This window comes from Enterococcus nangangensis (genome assembly GCF_005405245.1).
GTDB lineage: Bacteria > Bacillota > Bacilli > Lactobacillales > Enterococcaceae > Enterococcus_J > Enterococcus_J nangangensis.
Map to the genome: position 1 here is coordinate 90,832 of NZ_BJDR01000002.1, position 22,562 is coordinate 113,393.

Here is a 22,562-nt window from a genome sequence, read left to right on the forward strand (position 1 = left end):
AACGAGCTAGACTAGGATTTCTCCATCATCATAACACTCAGAAGAATCATCATAAAAGTGATGCAAAAAACTATTTGACAAATTCTAAGATAACCATTGGTGCAGCATCGCCGCGACGTGGTTCGGTCTTTAAGATACGAGTGTATCCACCTTGACGTTCAGTGTAACGAGGAGCAAGATCAGCAAACAACTTTTGTAAAGCTGTTTCAATCACAACTACTTCATTTTCTTCCCGAACATCAGCAATTTCATTGCGGACAAACGCTGCCGCTTGACGACGAGCGTGTAAATCGCCACGTTTACCTAATGTAATCATCTTGTCTGCTAACGAACGAACTTCTTTAGCGCGAGCTTCAGTCGTTACGATACGTTCGTTAATGATAAGGTCGGTTGTTAAGTCACGCAACATTGCCTTACGTTGGCTAGATGTGCGTCCTAATTTACGGTAACCCACTTGTACGTACCTCCTTTGGTTAAATTAATCGTCTTTACGTAAGCCTAAACCTAATTCATGCAATTTAGCCTTCACTTCTTCCAGAGATTTCCGTCCGAGGTTACGAACTTTAATCATTTCTGGTTCAGACTTGTTGGTTAATTCTTGCACGGTATTAATGCCGGCCCGTTTCAAACAATTATAAGAGCGAACGGAAAGATCCAACTCTTCGATGGTCATTTCCAACATTTTCTCTTTTTGTGTTTCTTCTTTTTCTACCATGATTTCAGCATTCTTAGCTTCATCCGTTAAATTAACGAAGATGTCTAAGTGTTCCGTCATGATTTTCGCAGCTAAGCTTAAGGCTTCTTGCGGAATAATGGAACCATCTGTCCAAATTTCCATCGTCAACTTATCGAAATCATCCCGATGACCTACCCGTGTAGTTTCTACTTGGTAGTTCACGCGACGAATCGGCGTATAGATAGAATCCACTGGAAGGACACCAATTGGCATATCTTCTTTTTTGTTTTCGTCAGCTTGAACGTAACCACGTCCAGGATTAACGGTTAAACGTGCGTGGAAATTCGCACCGTCAGCTACGCTACAAATGTAAAGATCTTTATTCAAGATCTCAACGTCACTGTCTACGATAATATCGCCAGCTGTTACGTTAGCTGGACCATTAATATCGATTTCAAGGGTTTTTTCTTCTTGTGCATAAAGTTTTAACGCTAATCCTTTAATATTTAAAATGATTTGCGTTACGTCTTCACGAACACCAGCGACAGTGGAGAACTCGTGTAATACACCATCGATTTGTAAGTTCGTAATCGCAGCTCCTGGCAAAGAAGAAAGTAAAATACGACGTAGAGAGTTTCCTAATGTAGTCCCATAACCTCTCTCAAGCGGTTCAACCACGAACTTGCCATAATCTTTTTCTTCATCAATTTTCGCGATTCTTGGTTTTTCAAATTCAATCATTCTTATCCTATACCCCTTTCAAAACGAACAGTGTCTTGTTCAATGACGTTTCAAGTTTTCTCAAAAGGGAGCGCACATTAAACACGACGGCGTTTTGGAGGGCGGCATCCGTTATGAGGAACTGGGGTGACGTCACGAATTGCGGTCACTTCTAAACCAGTTGCTTGTAAAGAACGAATGGCAGCTTCACGACCAGCACCTGGTCCCTTAACTGTTACTTCAACAGATTTCAAGCCATGCTCCATTGCAGCTTTTGAAGCTGTTTCTGCAGCCATTTGGGCAGCGAATGGTGTAGATTTCTTGCTACCTTTAAAACCTAACGCACCAGCTGATGACCATGCCAAGGCGTTTCCATGAACGTCCGTAATCATGATAATTGTATTGTTGAAAGTGGAATGGATATGAGCCACACCAGCTTCAATATTTTTTTTCACACGGCGTTTACGACTAACTTTCTTTTGTGCCATGAATGACTAACCTCCTTCACTGATTATTTTTTCTTACCTGCGATTGCGCGTGCTGGACCCTTACGAGTGCGCGCGTTGTTTTTCGTGTTTTGTCCACGAACAGGCAAGCCACGACGATGACGAATGCCACGGTATGAACCAATTTCCATCAAACGTTTGATGTTTAAGTTCACTTCACGACGAAGGTCACCTTCGACTTTAAGTTTATCCACTTCAGCACGGATAGCGTCTGTTTGTTCGTTCGTTAAATCGCGAACGCGAATATCTTCAGACACTCCAGCATTTTTTAAGATAGCTTTAGCGGTTGTATCGCCGATTCCGAAAATATAAGTTAGGGAAACGACTACACGTTTTTCACGAGGAATATCTACTCCTGCAATACGAGCCATTAAGACTACACCTCCTATTAACCTTGACGTTGTTTATGTTTTGGATTTGCTGGGCAAATTACCATAACCCGTCCTTTACGACGAATTACTTTACAATGTTCGCACATTGGTTTAACTGATGGTCTTACTTTCATTGATGTTTACCTCCTAAAGATTTACGGAGTACAATTATTTAAAGCGATAGGTGATGCGACCGCGAGACAAGTCATATGGCGACAATTCCACAGTAACCTTATCACCAGGTAAAATCCGAATGTAGTGCATCCGAATCTTGCCGGAAACATGCGCTAAAACCACGTGGCCATTTTCCAATTCCACTTTAAACATTGCATTCGGCAAAGTTTCCACGACTGTTCCTTCGATTTCGATCATATCATCTTTTGCCACGCATAGTACCTCCTTGAAGTTGTTTCGTATTTCCACACGATAAAACGGCGAAAGCCTCTGCTCTCACCTGAAAACATTTTTCAAAACCTACTCTTAAGAAAACTCTTAAAGTCGGACTGATATAGTCTACCACAACTGCGGTGTTTTGGCAAGAGCGGACCAACTTACTAAGCTTTGGCAATACTAAGCTTCAATGATTTTTTCAACATCCACGAAAACATCTTGAATGTCGCGGTCGCCATCTACTTCGTGCAAAAGATCTTTCGCTTTGTAATAAGCTAAGATGGGTTGAGAATTTTTAACGTTAATCGCTAAACGATTCTTAACCGTTTCTGGCTTGTCATCTTCTCTTTGGAAAAATTCATGGCCGCCACAACGATCACAAGTGCCTTCCACTTTTGGTGGATTAAACAATTTATGATAAGTCGCGCCACACGTCTTACAAATGAACCGTCCAGCTAGACGATCTACTAAGACATCTTCTTTCACATTGATATCAATGACTGCGTCAATCTTTTTGCCAAGTTCAGCTAAGATACCATCTAAAGCTTCAGCTTGCTCGATTGTTCTTGGGAAACCATCTAACAAGAACCCAACTTCGGTATCCTTCTCTGCTAAACGCTCTTTGACGATTCCATTGGTAATTTCATCTGGAACCAAAGCGCCTTGATCAATAAAAGACTTAGCTTTTAGGCCCATTGCTGTGCCTTTAGCCATTGCTGCCCGAAACATATCACCGGTGGAAATATGGGGAAAACCATATTTGTCGATAATTTTTTCGGCTTGTGTTCCCTTACCTGCACCAGGCAGCCCCATTAAAATGAGGTTCATAAGTAACCCTCCTAGAAACGTGAGAATGGTGTTGGAGAAAATCTCCAACACACTTTCTTACTGATTGATGAAGCCCACGTATTGGCGCTTCAATAGTAGTCCTTCTAGTTGTTTAGCGGTTTCCAATGCCACCCCAATGACGATTAACAAACTTGTCCCACCTAAACCGATGGAAGAAGGCAAGTTAAACAACATTTGAGCGATAATTGGGATAATCGCAATCGCTCCTAAAAATACTGAACCGACTGTAGAAAGCCGCATCAATAAATGAGAAACGTAATCTTCGGTTCCTTTACCTGGCCGCACACTTGGAATATAGCTTCCTTGCTTCGTTAAGTTTTCCGCTAATTTCTCAGGGTTTACTTGGACGAAAGCATAGAAGAAAGTGAAGGCCACGATTAAAACGGTATATAACACCGCTCCAGGAATCGTTGAATAATCAAAAATAGTATTGAGGGTGTTGTACCACCCAGCACCACTATATTTTGTTTGGAAAAATTGCAAAATAGCATTTGGCGTGGAGATGAACGAACTAGCGAAGATTACTGGAATAACGCCGGCAGCATTTACTTTTAATGGTAAATAACTGTTGGCAGCCGCACCAGCAGAGCGCTTCGTATATTGGATAGGAATTTTCCGTTCCGCTTGTTGGACGAAAGTTGTTACAGTAACAATCAAGACAACAGCGACCACTAAGATTACTGCATAAACAATATTCAAAGGAATCTCTGAACTAGAAACGTTAATGAACATATTTTCAAACAAATCAGCAATAGAATGGGGTAAACGAGAGATAATCCCAGCAAAAATGAGCAAGGAAACACCGTTACCGACACCTTTATCCGTAATTTGTTCGCCAATCCAAGTCACAAATAAAGTCCCAGCCGTTAAGATTAAACCAATGACGACATAACTCCCCACTGATTCATCTTTCACTAACTGATAACTAGACCCTAACGCATTAAATCCAGCGGTTAACCCAATGGATTGAATGAACCCTAACACGAGTGTTAAGTAACGCGTTGCTTGGTTAAGTTTTTTACGACCAACTTCCCCTTGTTTTTCCCACTCAACAAACTTCGGTACGATATCCATCTGTAACAGTTGGATAACGATACTAGCCGTAATGTAAGGAGAAACCCCCATGGAGAAAATTGAAAATTGCTGCAGGGCGCTTCCTGATACCAAGTTCAACATATTGAAAAATGGTAAGGAAGCTAATTCGTTCACAGCAGCCGCATTAATCCCTGGAACGGTAATTTGGCTACCAATCCGAAAGACAAACAAGCACCCAACAGTAAACAAAATTCTTAATCGAATGTCTTTGACTTTAAAAGCATCTTTTAAAAGTTTAAACATTAGATCACCTCGATTGATCCACCGTGAGCTTCAATCGCTTCTTTGGCAGCTGCAGAGAATTTAGCTGCTTTCACAGTTAATTTTCTTTCGAGTTGTCCATTAGCTAAAATTTTAATTCCAGCTTTTGCGTCTTTGATGTAACCAGCTTCGATTAAAGCAGTAGCATCGACTTCTGCTCCGTCTTCAAAGCGATTTAACACGTCAAAGTTAACGATTGCATATTCTTTACGATTGATGTTTGTAAAGCCACGTTTTGGTAAAGTACGGAACAATGGTGTTTGTCCACCTTCGAATCCTAAACGTACTCCGCCGCCAGAACGAGCTTTTTGCCCCTTTTGACCACGACCACTAGTTTTACCGTTACCAGAAGAAGTTCCGCGACCAACACGATTACGTACTTGACGAGAGCCTTCTGCAGGTTTCAATTCATGAAGTTTCATTGATTTGGCACCTCCTTAACTTAAATCGTTTCTAATTATTTAACTTCTTCAACGTCCACTAAGTGAGAAATAGTATTAACCATACCTTTGATGGCTACGTTGTCAGGTTTAACTACGCTACTATTAATTTTCGTTAAGCCTAAAGCTTTAACGGTATCACGTTGGTTTTGAGGACGTCCAATAATACTGCGTTTTAAAGTAATTTTTAATTCAGCCATGATTGTAGTCCTCCTTATCCGATTAATTCGTCAACAGATTTGCCACGTAAAGCCGCAACATCTTCTGCCCGTTTTAATTGTTTCAAACCATCAACAGTTGCACGAACAACGTTGATTGGTGTATTAGAGCCTAGTGATTTACTTGTCACATCAGCAACACCTGCAAGTTCCATGATTGCCCGCACTGGTCCACCAGCAGCAACTCCAGAACCGGCTACCGCAGGTTTGATTAAGATGCGTCCGCCACCGAAGATACCGATTGCTTCGTGAGGGATTGTAGAACCAACCATTGGCACTTCTACGAGATTTTTCTTCGCATCTTCGATTGCTTTTCTAATAGCTTCTGGCACTTCTTGTGCTTTACCAGTACCAAAACCTACGTGGCCGTTACGGTCACCCACGACAACTAAAGCAGCGAAACGTAAACGACGTCCACCTTTAACAACTTTAGTAACGCGGTTGATGGCTACGACGCGATCTTCTAATTCCAAATGCTTTGAATCAATATAAGCCATGAATGGTGTTCCTCCTTCTCCTAAAATTCTAGTCCGTTTTGGCGAGCAGCTTCAGCTAAAGCAGCTACACGGCCATGATATAAATATCCGCCACGGTCAAAGACAACAGCTTTAACGCCTTTTTCAGTACCACGTTCAGCGATTAATTTACCAACGGCTGCTGCTTGTTCTGATTTATTTCCTTCAGAAATTGTCTTATCTAAGGAAGAGGCACTTGCTAGCGTCACACCCGCTACGTCATCAATTAATTGAGCGTAGATGTTTGTATTAGAACGGAAAACATTTAAGCGTGGGCACTCTGCAGTACCAGAGATTTTGTTACGAACACGTACATGTCTTTTTTGACGTGTTTTATTTTTATCTGGTTTAGTAATCACAATTTTCACCTCTTTAAATTAGTTATGCTGCTCTATTTACCAGTTTTACCTTCTTTACGACGTACGTATTCACCGACATAGCGAATACCTTTGCCTTTATAAGGTTCAGGAGCACGAACGCTGCGGATATTAGCAGCTAATTCGCCAACAGCTTCTTTAGAAATACCTTTAACCACCACTTGAGTGTTAGCAGGTACTTCAATGGTAATACCAGCTGGTGGAACGATTTCAACTGGATGAGAGTAACCAACGCTAAGAACTAATTTAGTTCCTTGCAATTGGGCACGATACCCAACCCCTTGAAGTTCCAAAGCTTTTTGGAAACCTTCGGAAACCCCAACAACCATGTTGTTGAAGACAGCCCGAGTAGTTCCGTGGATTGTTTTCATTTCTTTTTCGTCGTTAGGACGAGTAAATGTTACGACGTTACCGTCAATATTGATTCCAATTTCAGACGCAAAAGTACGTGTTAATTCTCCTTTTGGACCTTTAACAGTAACTTCATGACCATTTTGTGCAACAGTCACGCCTGCAGGAAGTTCAATGATTTTATTCCCGATACGGCTCACTAATGACACCTCCTTAAAATGTAAGAATTACCAAACGTAGGCGAGAACTTCGCCACCAGTATTTTTTTCACGAGCTTCTTTATCAGTGATCACACCTTCAGAAGTTGAGATGATTGCGATTCCTAGACCATTTAATACTTTAGGGACTTCGTTAGCTTTAACGTAAACCCGTAAGCCTGGTTTAGAAATACGTTTAAGATTAGTGATGACACGTTCATCGTTACGACCATATTTCAAAAAGACGCGGATGATACCTTGTTTGTCATCTTCGATATATTCAACATCTTTAATAAAACCTTCACGTTTTAAGATTTCAGCGATGTCACGTTTAATTTTGGAAGCAGGTACTTCTAAAGATTCGTGTTTCACCATGTTGGCATTACGAATGCGTGTTAGAAAATCTGCAATTGGATCTGTCATGACCATTTGACGTTTTACCTCCTTTGTGCGTTTTAGTTGATTACCAGCTAGCTTTCTTCACGCCGGGAATTTGTCCTTTATAGGCAAGTTCGCGGAAGCAAATACGGCAAAGTCTAAATTTCCGATAAACTGAATGTGGACGTCCGCAACGTTCGCAACGAGTGTACTCTTGTGTTGAGAATTTAGCAGGACGTTGGTTCTTAGCAATCATTGATTTTTTAGCCAAGTAGTTCGCCTCCCTTTTTTATTTCACAAATGGCATGCCTAATTGTACGAGTAATTCCCGAGCTTCTTCGTCGGTATTAGCTGTCGTTACAATGACAATGTCCATCCCTCTAACTTTATCGACTAAATCATAGTCAACTTCTGGGAAGATTAATTGTTCTTTAATCCCTAAAGTGTAGTTACCACGACCGTCAAATGCTTTTTTAGATACACCGTGGAAGTCTCTTACCCGAGGTAGAGAAACATTCACTAATTTATCTAAAAATTCATACATTCTTTCGCCACGTAAAGTAACTTTCGCACCGATTGGCATTCCTTCTCTTAGACGGAAACCAGCGATGGATTTTTTAGCTTTAGTAATTAAAGGTTTTTGACCAGAGATCAAAGCCAATTCTTCCACAGCTTTATCAAGATTTTTAGCGTTGGAAACTGCGTCACCAACACCCATATTAATCACGATTTTTTCTACTTTTGGCACTTGCATAACGGAAGTATAGTTGAACTTTTCTTCCAAAGCAGGTGTGATTTCTTTATTATATTTTTCTTTTAGGCGGTTCACCATTGCAGCAGGTCCTCCTTTCATTTACGAATTATTTATCTAACACTTCGCCGGTTTTTTTAGAAACACGAACTTTTTTGCCCTCAACGACTTTGTATCCAACACGAGTAGCTTGTCCATTAGATGGATCAATCACTTGCACGTTTGATACGTGGATAGGAGCTTCTTTTTCAAGAATCCCCCCTTGAGGAGCAGCGTTGTTAGGTTTTTGGTGTTTTTTAACAATGTTAACACCTTCAACAATCACACGGTCTTTTTTCGGGAAGGCTTCTAAGACGACGCCTTCTTTGTTTTTATCTTTACCAGTGATAACTTTAACTTTATCGCCTTTTTTAACAAACATGGTTTAAGCGCACCTCCTTTTAAGGTCGTTTAGGATTATAAAACTTCTGGTGCTAGGGAAACGATTTTCATGAAGTTGTTTTCACGTAATTCACGTGCAACTGGTCCGAAAATACGCGTTCCACGAGGGCTTTTATCGTCACGAATAATAACAGCTGCATTTTCATCAAATTTGATGTAAGAGCCATCAGCGCGACGAGCACCGGATTTAGTACGAACGATTACAGCTTTGACAACGTCGCCTTTTTTGACAACCCCACCTGGCGTTGCTTGTTTAACGGAAGCAACGATCACATCCCCGATGTTTGCAGTCTTACGACCAGAACCACCAAGAACTTTGATAGTTAGGATTTCACGAGCGCCTGAGTTATCAGCCACTTTCAAACGGCTTTCACTTTGGATCACGAAGGTATCCTCCTTTCAGACATACAAGTTTATTCAGTATCTACTAGATAATTACGGCTTCTTCCACAACCTCTAACAAGCGGAAACGTTTGGTAGCTGACAATGGACGAGTTTCCATAATAGTTACGATGTCGCCAGTTTTTGCAGTGTTGTTTTCATCATGAGCCACGAATTTTTTAGAGTATTTCACTCGTTTACCGTAAGTTTTGTGTGTTTTACGTGTTTCCACGACAACAACGATGGTTTTATCCATTTTGTCAGAAACGACACGACCTTGGTAAACTTTACGTTGGTTTCTTTCAGACATACGTTAAATGGCCTCCTTTTCCGATTAGTTAGCTTGTTGTTCTTTCAGAACAGTTTTGATCCGCGCGATAGATTGGCGAACTTCTTTAATGCGAGCGGTATTTTCCAGCTGGCCAGTCGCCAATTGGAATCTAAGGTTGAAAAGTTCTTCTTTGAACTCTTTTTCTTTGGCAAGCATTTCGGTAGTGGATAATTCTCTGATTTCATTAACCTTCATTAGATTCACCACCCATTTCTTCACGTTTTACAATCTTGGTGCGGATTGGTAATTTGTGGGAAGCAAGACGAAGTGCTTCTTTGGCTACTTCTTCTGGCACACCAGCAATTTCAAACATGATCTTGCCGCGTTTAACTGGAGCAACCCAACCTTCTGGAGCCCCTTTCCCAGAACCCATCCGGACCCCGATAGCTTTTGCAGTATATGATTTATGAGGGAAGATTTTAATCCATACTTTCCCGCCACGTTTCATATAACGAGTCATTGCGATACGGGCAGCTTCGATTTGACGGTTAGTGATCCAATGAGATTCAACAGCTTGCAAACCGTATTCACCAAAAGCTACTTCTTTACCGCCTTTAGCTTCCCCGCGCATTTTACCACGGAATTCACGACGGTGTTTCACACGTTTAGGTACTAACATTGATTATTTCCCTCCTTTCTCAGCGTTTTTCTTTACAGGGAGAATTTCTCCACGGTAAATCCACACTTTAACTCCTAATTTACCATAAGTTGTTGCTGCTTCTTCCCAAGCGTAGTCGATGTCGGCACGTAAGGTATGCAAAGGAACAGTTCCTTCAGAATAACCTTCAGAACGCGCGATATCAGCGCCGTTTAAACGACCAGAAACTAAAGTACGAATACCTTTTGCTCCAGCACGCATTGTCCGTTGGATAGCTTGTTTTTGCGCCCGACGGAAAGCAACCCGGCTTTCTAATTGACGTGCGATACCTTCGCCAACTAATTTAGCATCTAAATCAGGTTTTTTGATTTCCACGATGTTAATGTGGACTTTTTTACCTGTTAAATTGTTTAATTCTTTGCGTAAGTTTTCAACTTCAGATCCACCCTTACCGATGACCATCCCAGGTTTTGCTGTGTGAATAGAAACGTTAACACGGTTAGCCGCACGTTCGATTTCAACAGTAGACACAGCAGCATCAGCTAGTTTAGTCGCGATAAATTTACGGATTTTAAGATCTTCATGTAGGAAATCGGCAAAGTCTTTTTCTGCGTACCATTTAGCATCCCAATCGCGGATGACACCAATACGCATACCAATTGGATGTACTTTTTGACCCACTAATTATCCCTCCTTATTTTTCTGATACCACTACAGTGATATGACTTGTACGTTTGTTAATTGGTGAAGCGGAACCTTTTGCCCGAGGACGGAAACGTTTCATTGTTGGTCCTTCGTTAACAAAAGCTTCAGATACAACCAAGTTTTCAACGTCTAAGTCGAAGTTGTTTTCTGCGTTAGCAATTGCTGACATTAAAACTTTTTCGATAATGCCGGCATTTTTGTTAGGCGTAAATTTCAAAATTGAAATAGCTTCGGCAACACTTTTGCCCCGAATCAAGTCGATAGTGATTCGAGCTTTACGAGGTGAAGTGCGAACTGTTTTTGCAGTTGCTTTAGCTGAAGTAATTTGTTCTGCCATTATAAATCCTCCCCTCGAAATTAGCGTTTAGCGGTTTTCTTATCGTCAGAAGCATGTCCGCGATAAGTTCTGGTAGGTGCGAATTCACCTAATTTATGTCCAACCATGTCTTCTTGAATGTAAACTGGCACGTGTTTACGACCATCGTAAACAGCGATTGTGTAGCCTACAAAGCTAGGAAAGACGGTGGAACGACGTGACCAAGTTTTGATAACTTTTTTCTTTTGTTCATCCTTTTGAGCGTCAACTTTTTTCAATAAGTGCTCATCGGCAAAAGGTCCTTTTTTCAAACTACGACCCATGGTGAACCTCCTCTCAATATATGCGTTCTATTTTTATTTGTCGTTACGACGACGGACAATAAGTTTGCTAGATTTAGCTTTAGTATCACGAGTCTTAAGACCGATGGAAACTTTACCCCATGGCGTCATTGGTGCTTTACGCCCAACTGGAGCTTTACCTTCACCACCACCGTGCGGGTGATCGTTAGGGTTCATTACGCTACCACGAACGGTAGGACGTTTGCCTAACCAACGATTACGACCGGCTTTACCAATGTTGATTAATTCGTGTTGTTCGTTACCTACAGCCCCAACAGTTGCACGGCAAGTAGCTAAGACCATCCGAACTTCACCAGAGTTTAAGCGAATTAAGACATATTTGCCTTCTTTCCCTAAAACTTGTGCGCTAGTACCAGCGGAACGAATTAATTGTCCACCTTTACCAGGTTTTAATTCAATGTTGTGAATCACAGTACCTACTGGAATGTTTGCTAATGGTAAAGCGTTACCCACTTTAATATCAGCATGTTCGCCAGAGACCACTTGGGTTCCTACTTCTAAGCCTTTAGGAGCTAAGATGTAAGATTTAACGCCGTCTGCATACACGATTAACGCGATATTTGCGGAACGGTTTGGATCGTATTCAATAGTTTTAACAGTAGCTACAACTTCGTCTTTCGTCCGTTTGAAGTCAATCAAACGATATTGACGTTTGTGGCCGCCGCCTTGGTGACGTACAGTAATGCGTCCGTTGTTGTTACGGCCGGCTTTATTCTTCAAAGGTTGTAACAAAGATTTTTCTGGAGTTGTTGAAGTAATTTCAGCAAAATCAGAACCAGTCATGTTACGACGACCATTTGAGGTAGGTTTGTACTTTTTAATCGCCACGTCTTTTTCCCTCCTATGTTAAAGATTAGCTAGCTTATTCAGCAGCTTCAAAGATTTGGATTTCTTTAGAATCTTCAGTTAAAGTTACAATCGCTTTGCGACGTTTCTTTGTGTATCCTGCATATTTACCCATGCGTTTGAATTTAGGTTTAACGTTTAAGATGTTTACTTTTTCAACTTTCACGTCAAAAGCTTTTTCAACAGCTTGTTTCACTAAAGTCTTGTTAGCGCGTGTGTCTACTTCGAAAGTGTATTTCTTTTCGTCCATGGCTAACATGGATTGTTCAGTGATCACTGGGCGTTTGATTACGTCTAGTAATTCCATTATGCAAGCACCTCCTCTACTTGAGTAAGAGCAGCTTGAGTAATCAATAATTTATCAGCTGAAACTACATCTAAAACGCTGACGTTGTTTGCTTCAACAACAGAAACGTTTGGCAAGTTACGAGCAGATAAAGCAGCGAAATCATTTCCGCCTTCTAAGACTACTAAAACTTTAGAATCGATGGACAAGTTAGCTAAAACTTGTTTGAATTCTTTGGTTTTTGGTGCATCGAAGGATAAACCTTCAAGGGCAACGAATTTATTGTCTAACACTTTTTGTGAAAGAACAGATTTGATAGCTAAGCGACGAACTTTTTTAGGAAGTTTGTAGCTGTAAGAACGAGGGGTTGGTCCAAAGACAATCCCACCACCACGCCATTGTGGGGAGCGAATTGACCCTTGACGAGCACGACCTGTTCCTTTTTGACGCCATGGCTTGCGGCCACCACCGGAAACGGCGCTACGATTTTTAACCGCATGCGTTCCTTGACGTAAAGATGCACGTTGCATGATTACTGCGTCGAAAACAACACTTTCATTAGGTTCGATACCGAAAATAGCGTCGTTTAAAGTTACTTCACCATTTTGAGTACCATCTTGTTTGAATAATGCTACATTAGGCATTCCTTAGTTCCTCCTTCCTGATAATTATTTAGCTTTAACAGCAGATTTAATAGTAACTAAAGATTTTTTAGCTCCTGGCACATTGCCTTTGATTAAGATAACGTTCTTTTCAACGTCAACTTTAACGATTTCAAGATTTTGAATCGTTACACGGTTGCCGCCCATCCGGCCAGCAAGGTGTTTATTTTTAAAGACACGGTTAGGTGCAACTGGACCCATTGACCCAGGACGACGATGGTAACGAGAACCGTGAGCCATAGGACCACGTGATTGTCCGTGACGTTTGATTACGCCTTGGAATCCTTTACCTTTCGTTGTACCTGTAACATCAACGATGTCGCCAGTAGAAAATACATCCACCTTAACTTCTTTTCCGACTTCGTATTCTCCTAGCTCAACATCTTTGAATTCTTTAATGAAGCGCTTAGGAGTCGTATTTGCTTTTGCAGCATGACCTTTAGCAGGTTTGTTAGACAAAACTTCACGTAGATCTTGGTAACCTAATTGGATTGCTTCGTAGCCATCATTTTCCATTGTTTTCACTTGTAAAACAACGTTTGGTGTAGCTTCGACAACAGTCACTGGAATTAATTCACCAGCTTCAGTAAAGATTTGTGTCATTCCTACTTTTTTCCCTAAGATTCCTTTGGTCATGAGTACACCTCCATTTTTCTAATTTTTTAAAATTATAATTTGATCTCGATGTTCACACCGGATGGTAAGTCAAGCTTCATTAAAGCATCAACTGTTTTTGGTGTAGGATTCACAATGTCGATCAAACGTTTGTGAGTCCGCATTTCGAATTGTTCGCGTGAGTCTTTGTATTTGTGCGTTGCACGGATTACTGTGTACAAAGTACGTTCAGTTGGTAATGGGATTGGACCTGAAACAGTTGCTCCAGTTCTAACCGCAGTTTCCACAATCTTTTCAGCAGATTGATCCAAAATACGATGTTCATAAGCCTTCAAACGAATACGAATTTTTTGTTTTGCCATCTAATTTCCCTCCTTCGCCTATTTTAAAAGTAGACATAGCTCCACGAAAATTTCCGTCACGTCCATCCGTGGCAAAGCGTCCGGGCGTGTCGCAACCTCTCGTTTCATAGCCGTCTCTAGTTCCCTGAACTAGGGGTGTTGCCTAAACAGCACCTTTGTAATTGTACTAAAAAAAAATCATGAAGGCAAGGATTTTTTGCTTAAAGACGGGCTTTTCTCAAAAACTTTTTTTGAAAAGGCTTTACTTTAATTTATTTTTTGCACCAAGGCGTTAATTTTCTTCTATATAAAAGAGCGCCCCTGCTTTTCGAATGAGAAAAACAGAAGCGCTTGATCTTTTAAGCTATTTTAGGAGCCACCGTAATACTTTGAATGTTGAAGCCTTGATCCTTTAATAAAGAAGAAACTTTTTCTGCCGCTTGTGTTTGTAAGCGTACCTCCACGATGGTCGTCTTTTGGCGTAAGACCATAATTGTGGAAATAGAAATTTTTGCCGCAGCAAAAAGTGCCGTTAATTTCGCCAACACACCTGGCTGGTCTTCGTTTACGATCAGACTAACGGTTAAGCCACCTTGAAAGTAGCCACTGATATTTAAGAAAGCATCAAAAATATCATTATTCGTAATAATTCCCACCAGTTGCTTTTCTGCTACTACCGGTAAGACGCCAATGTCCTGTTGCCGCATCAGATAGATACCATCTTCTAATTGCGCATTGGGAGCTACCGTGGTCACTTCCGTCAACATAATTTCGGCGACGGTGGTTTTATTTAAAAGATAGTTGGCTTCAAAAACACTTAAACTAGTGGCACTAGAAGGCAGTGCTGCTTGAATGACGCCTTCAGTAATTAAGCCCACTAATTGTTGGGCACCGGTTTCATGATTGGCCACCACCGGTAAACGGTGCAGTTGGTGTTCTTTCATTAAGTCGATACAATCAAAAATTTTGGTAGCCGGAGTAACGGTAATTAAGTCCTGACTCATAAAATTCGCAATACTCATCTTTACCCTCCTAAATATGCTTTCTTAACGACTGGTGAAGCTAGTAGTTCAGCACCTGTCCCACTTAAAATGACTTTACCTGTTTCTAAGACGTAGGCTCGGTCGGCGATTTCTAAAGCCTTCTTGGCGTTTTGTTCTACTAGTAAAACGGTGGTACCACTGGCGTGAATGTCTTGAATAATCGCAAAAATTTCTTTAATAAAAAGTGGTGCTAACCCCATAGATGGTTCATCCAACAATAAAAGTTGTGGCTGACTCATGAGGGCACGACCCATGGCTAACATTTGTTGTTCCCCACCTGACAAAGTCGCACTGTCTTGATTCAAACGTTCCTTTAAAATGGGGAAGCGCTGAAAAATGTTATCAAGACGACTACTCTGCTCGCCTTTTTGTAAAAAGGCACCTAAAGACAAATTTTCTTTCACTGTCATGCCACTAAAAACGTGCCGGCCTTCAGGCACTTGAATCAAGCCATCGGCCACAATTTTTTGTGGCGAGAGTTTAGCGACGTTTTTACCGTGATATAAAATTTCTCCATGACTAGGTTTTAGTAAACCAGATAAACTTTTTAAAATCGAAGTCTTGCCGGCACCATTTGCGCCAATCAAGGTGACAATTTCCCCTTGATTGACTTGGAAGCTAACTTTTTTCACCGCTTCAATCACGCCGTAATGAAGGCTTAACTCTTTCACTGCTAACATTAAGCATCTCCTCCTAAATACGCCGCAATAACTTGCGGATCATTTTGCACTTCTTGTGGGGTGCCGATTTTTAAAACGCGCCCGTATTCCAAGACGCAAATCCGTTGGCACACTTCCATCACTAAGCTCATGTCGTGCTCGATTAAAACAATCGCCACGCCAAACTCTTGATGAATCTTGCGAATCAGTTGCGTTAACTCATTGGTCTCGTTGGGATTCATGCCAGCTGCTGGTTCGTCTAAAAATAAAATTTTCGGTTTCATAGCTAAAGCGCGGGCAATTTCTAGGACCCGTTGTTGCCCGTAAGGTAAGTTGCTAGCTTTAATTGCGGCCTTATCTGCTAAATCAAAAAACTCCAGCATTTTTAAAGCAGCGGCTTCTTGTTGGGCAATGCGTTGATAATAGCCAGGCAACCGCAAGATACTAGTCAATAAATTACTATTGGTGGGATGGAGGGCCACCATGACATTTTCTAAGACGGTTAAATCTTTAAAAAGGCGAATGTTTTGAAAAGTTCGCCCCACCCCTAACATCGCCACTTGATAAGGCGCTAACTTGGCGACATCATTGCCGGCAAACGTAATCTTGCCTTCAGTGGGGGGATAAACCCCTGTCAATAAATTAAAAAGGGTCGTCTTCCCTGCACCATTTGGGCCAATCAAGCCGACAATTTCGTCAGCTTCGACGGACAAGGTAACGTTAGCCACCGCTGAAAGCCCACCAAAGTTTTTAGTTAAATGTTCTACTTCTAACAAGCTCATAGTTTAACCTCCTTTTTCTTTTGAAAAAGTCGGGTTAAAGAAATTTCGTATTTGCCTAATAAGCCATTAGGTTTAAAAATCATAATGGCAATTAACGCTAAGGCATAAATAATCATCCGCAATTGACCAAAATCTTGTAATACCATGTTCAAGATTCCTAAAACGATGGCGGCGACAAAAGAACCCGTAATAGACCCTAAGCCTCCGAAAACAACGATAATTAAAATATCGATGGACTTATTGAAAGTAAAATCTTTTGGCGCAATGCTTTGAATATAACTGGCGTAAAGTCCACCCGCCACACTAGCTGTCATGGCACCAATGACAAAGGCAATGATTTTATATTTGGTCGCGTGTAAGCCCACCGACTCACTGGCGATTTCATCTTCCCGTACCGCTAAGGTTGCTAAACCTGGACCTGAATGCAAAAAGTTTACGACCACTAGCGTTGTCAAGATAACAAAAATATAAACAATGGGCCAAGTCACTACTGGTGCAATTCCAAAAAGACCAGCTGCACCGTTAGTCACATCTTTCATATTAATTAAAATGATTCGGATAATTTCTGAGATTCCTAGCGTGGCAATCGCCAAGTAGTCGCCTTTTAAACGTAGCGTTGGCCCACCGATAATCAAGGCTGCCACGCCGGCAACAATCATCCCCACCAGTAAACTAAGCAACAAACCACCTAGCGTGCCGATTTTTAATAAGATTAAGGCCGAGGCATACGCCCCAATGGCCATAAAGCCCGCATGTCCTAAAGAAAATTGGCCCGAAAAACCAATCACTAAGTTTAAACCAGTGGCTAAAATAATATTAATCCCCACAGTGACTAAAACATTTTCATAAAGGGGCGTCATAATCCCAAAAAATTGGAGAAAATATAAAAGTAGATAGCCGGCAATAAAAAGTCCCAGCCAAAGTGCATTTACTTTGAGTCGTGTTTTCATTTAGACCTTCTCCTTTACATTTTTTCCTAATAAGCCACTAGGTTTCAGCAATAAGATGACAATTAAAATCAAGTACACTACTGCATCTTTAAAGGCCGAATAATCGGTAGCCACCACCGCCGTCTCCAAAAGGCCAATGGTAAAGCCCCCTAAAGCAGCACCAGGAATAATACCGATGCCGCCGAGAACTGCTGCTACGAAAGCTTTGATTCCTGGCAGCGAACCCATCATGGGATCAATAGAGTTATAGTAAAGACCAATTAAGACGCCGGCAACACCGGCTAAAGCTGAACCTAAAGCAAAAGTGAAAGAAATCGTCCGGTTGACGTTAATTCCCATCAGTTGAGCGGCATCTTTATCCACACTAACCGCACGCATGGCTTTCCCCATCTTGGTGTACTTGACAATTAGTTGCAGCAAAATCATTAACAAAATCGCCGTGCCTAAGATAATCATTTGAATATTACTAATGCGCAGCCCGGCTAAATTATATTCCTGCTTAGCAATCACTTCTTGTGGAAATGGCCGCGTACCAGAACCAACTGTCGCAATCATAATATTTTGTAATAAGTAGCTCACCCCAATCGCCGTAATCAACACCGTAATCCGCGAAGAGTTGCGTAAGGGACGATAAGCAAGAAATTCAATCACCACGCCGAGGATGGCACAAAAGACCATCACCACGACGAGGGTAAAAAATAAATTGAGGTGGAAGTTGGAAATCAAATAGTAGCCCATAAACGCTCCCAGCATGTACACCTCACCATGGGCGAAGTTGATTAACTTGATGATCCCATAAACCATGGTGTAGCCCAGCGCCAATAGCGCATAAATACTTCCGAGAAAAATACCATTCAGGGCTTGTTGTAAAATCATTTCCATGAGCTTCCTCCTATTCTGGTGAAACTGTTTCTGCGGAACTTTCTTCGCCGTTGGTCAAACCAATCACAACGATATCTTTTTCAGGGTTATGATTTTCATCCATACTCATGACCCCAGTTACCCCTTCAAAATCTTTTAATTTAGCTAGGGCTTCTTTAATCTTCACAGAATTTGCTTCCCCAGCATCTTCAATCGCTTGTTTAATCATGTAGACTGCATCGTAAGACAAAGCGTTAAAAGCAGATGGCTCTGCATTATAAGTTGCTTTAAAATTCGTTAAGAAGTCAGCTGCTTTATCTGTAGCTGGTGCTTTAGTTGAAAAGTGATTCGTGTAATAAACGTTTGTTACATTTTCAGCGCCGGCTAATTCAATCAAAGCCGGATCAGAAAAACCATCCGCTCCTAAAATAGTTTGTTCAATACCCATTTCTCGTGCTTGTTTAATAATTTGACCAGCTTGCGCATAATAGCCGGGCACATACAAAGCATCGAAGTCTTCGGCTTTAATCTTCGTCAAAACAGCTTGGAAGTCTTTATCATCAGAAGTAAAGTTTTGTTCATCCACGATAGTTCCTTCATAGGCTTCTTTAAAAGCTTTCGCCAACCCAGTAGCGTAATCGTTGGAGTTATCCCCCAAGATAATAACTTTTTCCTTTTTCAAATTGCTGCCAGCAAATTGAGCCATAATCGTTCCTTGCGAACTATCTTGGAAGCAAGAACGGAAAATATAATCTTGCACTTTACCATCTTGGACCGTAATAGCATCATCCGTCGCTGATGGGGTGATGGCAGGCACTTGCGCTTTCGTGATACTTGGTAAGGCCGCTTTTGTTGCTCCAGAAGTTGCCGGTCCCACGATGGCTACTACTCCACTGCTAGTTAAGTTGGCAGAAACAGAAGCCGCTTCAGCTGAGTCGGATTTATTATCCTTTTCCACTAATTCTAACTGTTTGCCTAAGACTCCACCGGCATCATTGATTTCTTTAATGGCCAGTTCAGCGCCATCTTTTTCTTGATTTCCGTAAGCCGACACCGCTCCTGATAATTCCATATTCAAACCAATCTTGATGGTGTCACCACTAGCTGTGTTGCCTTTTCCTTTGCTACTATTCCCTGCAGCTGTACAACCCGTTAGGAACAACAAGGCTGCTACTGTTACCAATGCTTTTTTCTTCATATCTATTCTCTCCTTTAGTTGATTCACATGAACATGTTAATAATATAGCGGAGAGTGCCACAAAAGTCAATGAATTTTCTGAAAATTCTGATTCGCCTGAAAGATTACAAAAAAACTTTTTTTAGCACACGGCTAAGTCTGAAAAATTAGCAAAGAGAACGCTCTCATCCGCAGATTAAATAATGAAATTTCCTCATAAAGGACCTTTTCCAAGCAAATTTTTGGAAAATTTTTTTAATTTCTCTATAATAAGGACTAACTTCAGGAAAGGATTTGAGAGTAATGTACGTAATCAAAGTGATGCATGGTTATATTGACAAGTCGGGCGCCCGGACACGTAAGAAGGATCCTAAAATTTTGATGGTCTTTACTTCTCAAGTAGAGTCTGCCGCTTTCGCTCATAAAATCGGGGGCCACGTCAAACCACTGGCTCAGATAAAAAGCGGACATGAATAAAACTGAAAAGGCGGCTAGCCGCCTGTAAAATACAAAAAAGCTGCGCCACTTCTCTCACCGAGAAGTAACGCAGCTTTATTTTTTGCTTATTTATTTTCTGGTTGATCTAACAAAACTTTGCGGGATAAGTTAACGCGACCTTGTTTGTCGATTTCCGTTACCTTCACTAAGATTTCGTCCCCTAATTTCAAGACGTCTTCCACTTTGTTCACCCGTTCGTTAGAGATTTGAGAAATATGGAGCAAGCCATCTTTCCCTTTAATCAAGTTGACGAAAGCGCCAAATTTTTCAATGCGGACCACTTTACCCATGTAAGTTTGACCGACTTCGATTTCTTTGGTTAAGTCTTTAATGATCTTGATGGCTTTTTGAATCATAGCCGCATCGGCAGATGCGATGGAAACTTTACCATCTTGATCGATATCGATTTTAACACCAGTTTCATCAATGATGCCGTTGATGGTTTCCCCACCTTTACCAATCACATCTTTAATTTTTTCTGGTTTAATCATAATCATTTCAATCTTCGGTGCATAAGGACTCAATTCTTCCCGTGGTGCAGCTAAAGTAGACGTTAATTCAGCTAAGATTTCCATCCGCGCTTTTTTCGCTTGAGCTAAAGCTTCCCGTAAGATTTGTTCCGTAATCCCGTCGATTTTAATATCCATTTGTAAAGCGGTAATCCCGTCTTTCGTGCCGGCAACTTTAAAGTCCATATCCCCTAAGTGATCTTCTAGACCTTGGATATCCGTTAAAATCGTATAATTTTCGCCATCGGAAACTAGTCCCATAGCAATCCCGGCAACCGGTGCTTTAATTGGCACACCAGCATCCATTAAAGCTAAAGTGCCGGCACAGATAGAAGCTTGGGAAGAAGAACCGTTAGATTCTAAAACTTCAGCAACTAAACGAATGGTATAAGGAAATTCTTCTTCACTAGGAATAACTTGGAATAAAGCGCGTTCCCCTAAAGCACCGTGACCGATTTCCCGCCGACCAGGTGAACCAGCGCGCCCTGTTGAACCGACAGAAAATTGTGGGAAGTTGTAGTGGTGGATAAAGCGTTTAGATTCTTCAGCGCCTAAGCCATCAATAATTTGGTGTTCCCCTAAAGGTGCTAAGGTACAAGCAGATAATGCTTGCGTTTGGCCGCGGGTAAATAAACCTGAACCGTGGACGCGTGGCAATAAACCAACTTCAGAAGAAAGGGGACGAATTTCGTCTAGCTTCCGACCATCAGGACGAATTTTGTCGATGGTAATTAATTCCCGAACCACATCTTTTTCTAAGTCTTCAGCTAATTGTGCCACTTCTTTTAAGGTATGACTAGCGGCTTCCGTGTCTTCAGCGTCCGCTAATTTTTCAGCGTAAGCTGCTTTTAAATCAGCTTTCACTTGGGCGATATTATCTTCCCGCGCTAATTTTTCTTCCGTTAAGACAGCAGTCTTCATGACTGGATACCAAGTAGCGTAAACTTCTTCTTTCAAAGCAGGATCTACTTGTAATAAACTGATTTCCATTTTTTCTTTGCCGCAAGCGCTAGTGACTTCTTCTTGGAAAGCAACAAGTTCTTTAATGGCTGCATGACCAAATAATAAAGCATCCAGCATTGCTTCTTCAGAAGCTTCTTTTGCGCCAGATTCCACCATGTTAATGGCGTCTTTAGTTCCGGCAACCGTTAAGTGAATATCAGAAGCGCGATCTTGTTCGACGGTTGGATTTAACACATATTCTCCATCTACCCGACCAACTTCCACACCAGCGATTGGGCCGTTAAAGGGAATATCAGAAATGGAAAGGGCTAATGATGAACCTAACATGGCCGCCATGGATGGGGAACAATCTTGTTCTGCACTCATCACGATATTCGTGACTTGCACTTCATTACGGAAACCATCAGCAAACATTGGCCGAATTGGTCGGTCAATCAAGCGGGCGGTTAATGTGGCTTCCGTACTTGGCCGACCTTCCCGTTTAATAAAGCCACCAGGGATTTTCCCGACAGCGTACATTTTTTCTTCATAGTTAATTGTTAATGGGAAAAAGTCCCCATCGCGAGCTTCTTTAGAAGCCACAACAGCGGATAAAACTACCGTATCGCCGTAGCGCACTAAAACAGCACCGTTAGCTTGTTTGGCTAATTGACCCACTTCTACTTGTAAAGGACGACCGCCCCAAGTTGTGGTAAACACTTGTTTTTCTGACATCTCATACTCCTTTTTGGCCTGCAGTGCTACTAAACAAAAGACAACAACTGCAAAAGTCAGTTATTCTCTTTTGCATAGTAGTGACTTTGGCCGATTTTTATTTTTTTTAAATAGCAAGAAAGCGAGATTCTAAAAGAACCTCACTTTCTCTTAAAAATTAACGACGTAAGCCTAAACGTTGAATCAATTCGCGGTAACGTTGTACGTCAGTTTTACGTAAGTAAGCTAACAAGTTACGACGATGACCGATTTTTTTCATCAAACCACGTTGAGAATGATGATCTTTCTTGTGAGTCAAGAAATGTTCGTTTAAGTGGTTGATTTCATGAGTTAATACGGCGATTTGGACTTCTGGTGAACCAGTATCCCCTTCATGACGAGCGTAGGCGCTCATGATTTCGTTTTTCTTTTCTTTGGACATTGCCAT

37 protein-coding genes are annotated in these 22,562 nt (G+C 41.4%); all 37 read right to left on the reverse strand.

The window, feature by feature from the left end; all coding sequences use genetic code 11:
• Positions 1-70: 70 nt before the first annotated feature.
• The 37 genes from rplQ to rpsO all read right to left on the reverse strand — a co-directional run bounded on the left by rplQ (position 71) and on the right by rpsO (position 22,562).
• Positions 71-454, reverse strand: a complete 384-nt coding sequence (gene rplQ, locus FFM57_RS01575; RefSeq protein ID WP_137598772.1) for a 50S ribosomal protein L17 — start codon at positions 452-454, stop codon at positions 71-73.
• 24 nt (positions 455-478) lie between these two features.
• Positions 479-1,417 carry a DNA-directed RNA polymerase subunit alpha gene (locus FFM57_RS01580; protein WP_137598773.1) on the reverse strand — a complete coding sequence of 313 codons (939 nt, stop codon included), beginning with the start codon at positions 1,415-1,417 and terminating at the stop codon, positions 479-481.
• A gap of 77 nt (positions 1,418-1,494) precedes the next feature.
• Positions 1,495-1,884 carry a 30S ribosomal protein S11 gene (gene rpsK / locus FFM57_RS01585; protein WP_137598774.1) on the reverse strand — a complete coding sequence of 130 codons (390 nt, stop codon included), beginning with the start codon at positions 1,882-1,884 and terminating at the stop codon, positions 1,495-1,497.
• 23 nt (positions 1,885-1,907) lie between these two features.
• On the reverse strand, positions 1,908-2,273 hold the full coding sequence (gene rpsM / locus FFM57_RS01590; protein ID WP_137598775.1) for a 30S ribosomal protein S13: 366 nt from the start codon (positions 2,271-2,273) through the stop codon (positions 1,908-1,910).
• 17 nt (positions 2,274-2,290) lie between these two features.
• Positions 2,291-2,407, reverse strand: coding sequence for a 50S ribosomal protein L36 (gene rpmJ, locus FFM57_RS01595; protein WP_002288710.1), 117 nt, complete (start codon positions 2,405-2,407; stop codon positions 2,291-2,293).
• A gap of 34 nt (positions 2,408-2,441) precedes the next feature.
• The gene (gene infA, locus FFM57_RS01600; RefSeq protein ID WP_137598776.1) at positions 2,442-2,660 is read right to left on the reverse strand and encodes a translation initiation factor IF-1; all 219 of its coding nucleotides are present in this window, start codon (positions 2,658-2,660) and stop codon (positions 2,442-2,444) included.
• A gap of 183 nt (positions 2,661-2,843) precedes the next feature.
• Positions 2,844-3,491 carry an adenylate kinase gene (locus FFM57_RS01605; protein ID WP_137598777.1) on the reverse strand — a complete coding sequence of 216 codons (648 nt, stop codon included), beginning with the start codon at positions 3,489-3,491 and terminating at the stop codon, positions 2,844-2,846.
• A 57-nt stretch (positions 3,492-3,548) separates the two neighbouring features.
• The gene (gene secY, locus FFM57_RS01610) at positions 3,549-4,850 is read right to left on the reverse strand and encodes a preprotein translocase subunit SecY (protein ID WP_137598778.1); all 1,302 of its coding nucleotides are present in this window, start codon (positions 4,848-4,850) and stop codon (positions 3,549-3,551) included.
• The gene (gene rplO / locus FFM57_RS01615) at positions 4,850-5,290 is read right to left on the reverse strand and encodes a 50S ribosomal protein L15 (protein ID WP_137598779.1); all 441 of its coding nucleotides are present in this window, start codon (positions 5,288-5,290) and stop codon (positions 4,850-4,852) included. Before rplO ends, secY begins: the two co-directional genes overlap by 1 nt.
• 35 nt (positions 5,291-5,325) lie before the next feature.
• Positions 5,326-5,508, reverse strand: a complete 183-nt coding sequence (gene rpmD / locus FFM57_RS01620) for a 50S ribosomal protein L30 (RefSeq protein WP_137598780.1) — start codon at positions 5,506-5,508, stop codon at positions 5,326-5,328.
• Positions 5,509-5,522: 14 nt separating this feature from the next.
• Positions 5,523-6,023: a 30S ribosomal protein S5 gene (rpsE, locus tag FFM57_RS01625; RefSeq protein ID WP_137598781.1), complete on the reverse strand. Its 501-nt coding sequence runs from the start codon at positions 6,021-6,023 to the stop codon at positions 5,523-5,525.
• 20 nt (positions 6,024-6,043) lie between these two features.
• Positions 6,044-6,400: a 50S ribosomal protein L18 gene (gene rplR, locus FFM57_RS01630; protein WP_137598782.1), complete on the reverse strand. Its 357-nt coding sequence runs from the start codon at positions 6,398-6,400 to the stop codon at positions 6,044-6,046.
• Positions 6,401-6,432: 32 nt separating this feature from the next.
• Positions 6,433-6,969, reverse strand: coding sequence for a 50S ribosomal protein L6 (rplF, locus tag FFM57_RS01635; RefSeq protein WP_137598783.1), 537 nt, complete (start codon positions 6,967-6,969; stop codon positions 6,433-6,435).
• Positions 6,970-6,996: 27 nt separating this feature from the next.
• Complete coding sequence (gene rpsH, locus FFM57_RS01640) at positions 6,997-7,395, reverse strand: 30S ribosomal protein S8 (protein WP_137598784.1); 399 nt, start codon at positions 7,393-7,395, stop codon at positions 6,997-6,999.
• A 34-nt stretch (positions 7,396-7,429) separates the two neighbouring features.
• The gene (locus FFM57_RS01645; RefSeq protein ID WP_137598785.1) at positions 7,430-7,615 is read right to left on the reverse strand and encodes a type Z 30S ribosomal protein S14; all 186 of its coding nucleotides are present in this window, start codon (positions 7,613-7,615) and stop codon (positions 7,430-7,432) included.
• A gap of 18 nt (positions 7,616-7,633) precedes the next feature.
• The gene (gene rplE / locus FFM57_RS01650) at positions 7,634-8,176 is read right to left on the reverse strand and encodes a 50S ribosomal protein L5 (protein ID WP_137598786.1); all 543 of its coding nucleotides are present in this window, start codon (positions 8,174-8,176) and stop codon (positions 7,634-7,636) included.
• Positions 8,177-8,204: 28 nt separating this feature from the next.
• Positions 8,205-8,516, reverse strand: a complete 312-nt coding sequence (gene rplX, locus FFM57_RS01655; protein WP_137598787.1) for a 50S ribosomal protein L24 — start codon at positions 8,514-8,516, stop codon at positions 8,205-8,207.
• A gap of 35 nt (positions 8,517-8,551) precedes the next feature.
• Positions 8,552-8,920: a 50S ribosomal protein L14 gene (gene rplN / locus FFM57_RS01660; protein ID WP_071864220.1), complete on the reverse strand. Its 369-nt coding sequence runs from the start codon at positions 8,918-8,920 to the stop codon at positions 8,552-8,554.
• Between the two features lie 43 nt (positions 8,921-8,963).
• Entirely contained in the window at positions 8,964-9,227 is a 264-nt protein-coding gene (gene rpsQ, locus FFM57_RS01665) for a 30S ribosomal protein S17 (protein ID WP_137598788.1), read from the reverse strand.
• A 24-nt stretch (positions 9,228-9,251) separates the two neighbouring features.
• A complete protein-coding gene (gene rpmC, locus FFM57_RS01670) occupies positions 9,252-9,443 on the reverse strand; it encodes a 50S ribosomal protein L29 (protein WP_137598789.1) in 192 nt (63 codons plus the stop codon).
• Complete coding sequence (gene rplP / locus FFM57_RS01675; RefSeq protein ID WP_137598790.1) at positions 9,433-9,867, reverse strand: 50S ribosomal protein L16; 435 nt, start codon at positions 9,865-9,867, stop codon at positions 9,433-9,435. Before rplP ends, rpmC begins: the two co-directional genes overlap by 11 nt.
• Positions 9,868-9,870: 3 nt before the next feature.
• A complete protein-coding gene (rpsC, locus tag FFM57_RS01680) occupies positions 9,871-10,527 on the reverse strand; it encodes a 30S ribosomal protein S3 (RefSeq protein ID WP_137598791.1) in 657 nt (218 codons plus the stop codon).
• Positions 10,528-10,540: 13 nt separating this feature from the next.
• Positions 10,541-10,888: a 50S ribosomal protein L22 gene (gene rplV, locus FFM57_RS01685; protein ID WP_137598792.1), complete on the reverse strand. Its 348-nt coding sequence runs from the start codon at positions 10,886-10,888 to the stop codon at positions 10,541-10,543.
• 20 nt (positions 10,889-10,908) lie between these two features.
• The gene (gene rpsS / locus FFM57_RS01690) at positions 10,909-11,190 is read right to left on the reverse strand and encodes a 30S ribosomal protein S19 (RefSeq protein ID WP_137598793.1); all 282 of its coding nucleotides are present in this window, start codon (positions 11,188-11,190) and stop codon (positions 10,909-10,911) included.
• 33 nt (positions 11,191-11,223) lie between these two features.
• Positions 11,224-12,057, reverse strand: a complete 834-nt coding sequence (gene rplB, locus FFM57_RS01695; RefSeq protein ID WP_137598794.1) for a 50S ribosomal protein L2 — start codon at positions 12,055-12,057, stop codon at positions 11,224-11,226.
• Positions 12,058-12,091: 34 nt separating this feature from the next.
• Positions 12,092-12,382 carry a 50S ribosomal protein L23 gene (gene rplW / locus FFM57_RS01700; protein WP_137598795.1) on the reverse strand — a complete coding sequence of 97 codons (291 nt, stop codon included), beginning with the start codon at positions 12,380-12,382 and terminating at the stop codon, positions 12,092-12,094.
• Positions 12,382-13,005, reverse strand: a complete 624-nt coding sequence (rplD, locus tag FFM57_RS01705) for a 50S ribosomal protein L4 (protein ID WP_137598796.1) — start codon at positions 13,003-13,005, stop codon at positions 12,382-12,384. Before rplD ends, rplW begins: the two co-directional genes overlap by 1 nt.
• 24 nt (positions 13,006-13,029) lie before the next feature.
• A complete protein-coding gene (gene rplC / locus FFM57_RS01710) occupies positions 13,030-13,659 on the reverse strand; it encodes a 50S ribosomal protein L3 (protein WP_137598797.1) in 630 nt (209 codons plus the stop codon).
• A 32-nt stretch (positions 13,660-13,691) separates the two neighbouring features.
• Positions 13,692-14,000 carry a 30S ribosomal protein S10 gene (gene rpsJ, locus FFM57_RS01715; protein ID WP_137598798.1) on the reverse strand — a complete coding sequence of 103 codons (309 nt, stop codon included), beginning with the start codon at positions 13,998-14,000 and terminating at the stop codon, positions 13,692-13,694.
• A gap of 338 nt (positions 14,001-14,338) precedes the next feature.
• Entirely contained in the window at positions 14,339-15,001 is a 663-nt protein-coding gene (locus tag FFM57_RS01720) for a CBS domain-containing protein (protein WP_137598799.1), read from the reverse strand.
• A 2-nt stretch (positions 15,002-15,003) separates the two neighbouring features.
• On the reverse strand, positions 15,004-15,702 hold the full coding sequence (locus tag FFM57_RS01725; RefSeq protein WP_137598800.1) for an ABC transporter ATP-binding protein: 699 nt from the start codon (positions 15,700-15,702) through the stop codon (positions 15,004-15,006).
• Entirely contained in the window at positions 15,702-16,463 is a 762-nt protein-coding gene (locus tag FFM57_RS01730) for an ABC transporter ATP-binding protein (RefSeq protein ID WP_137598801.1), read from the reverse strand. Before FFM57_RS01730 ends, FFM57_RS01725 begins: the two co-directional genes overlap by 1 nt.
• Entirely contained in the window at positions 16,460-17,413 is a 954-nt protein-coding gene (locus FFM57_RS01735; protein ID WP_137598802.1) for a branched-chain amino acid ABC transporter permease, read from the reverse strand. Before FFM57_RS01735 ends, FFM57_RS01730 begins: the two co-directional genes overlap by 4 nt.
• The gene (locus tag FFM57_RS01740; protein WP_137598826.1) at positions 17,414-18,286 is read right to left on the reverse strand and encodes a branched-chain amino acid ABC transporter permease; all 873 of its coding nucleotides are present in this window, start codon (positions 18,284-18,286) and stop codon (positions 17,414-17,416) included.
• Between the two features lie 19 nt (positions 18,287-18,305).
• Positions 18,306-19,472: an ABC transporter substrate-binding protein gene (locus FFM57_RS01745; protein WP_137598803.1), complete on the reverse strand. Its 1,167-nt coding sequence runs from the start codon at positions 19,470-19,472 to the stop codon at positions 18,306-18,308.
• 542 nt (positions 19,473-20,014) lie between these two features.
• Complete coding sequence (gene pnp, locus FFM57_RS01750) at positions 20,015-22,135, reverse strand: polyribonucleotide nucleotidyltransferase (RefSeq protein WP_137598804.1); 2,121 nt, start codon at positions 22,133-22,135, stop codon at positions 20,015-20,017.
• 157 nt (positions 22,136-22,292) lie between these two features.
• The gene (gene rpsO / locus FFM57_RS01755; RefSeq protein ID WP_137598805.1) at positions 22,293-22,562 is read right to left on the reverse strand and encodes a 30S ribosomal protein S15; all 270 of its coding nucleotides are present in this window, start codon (positions 22,560-22,562) and stop codon (positions 22,293-22,295) included.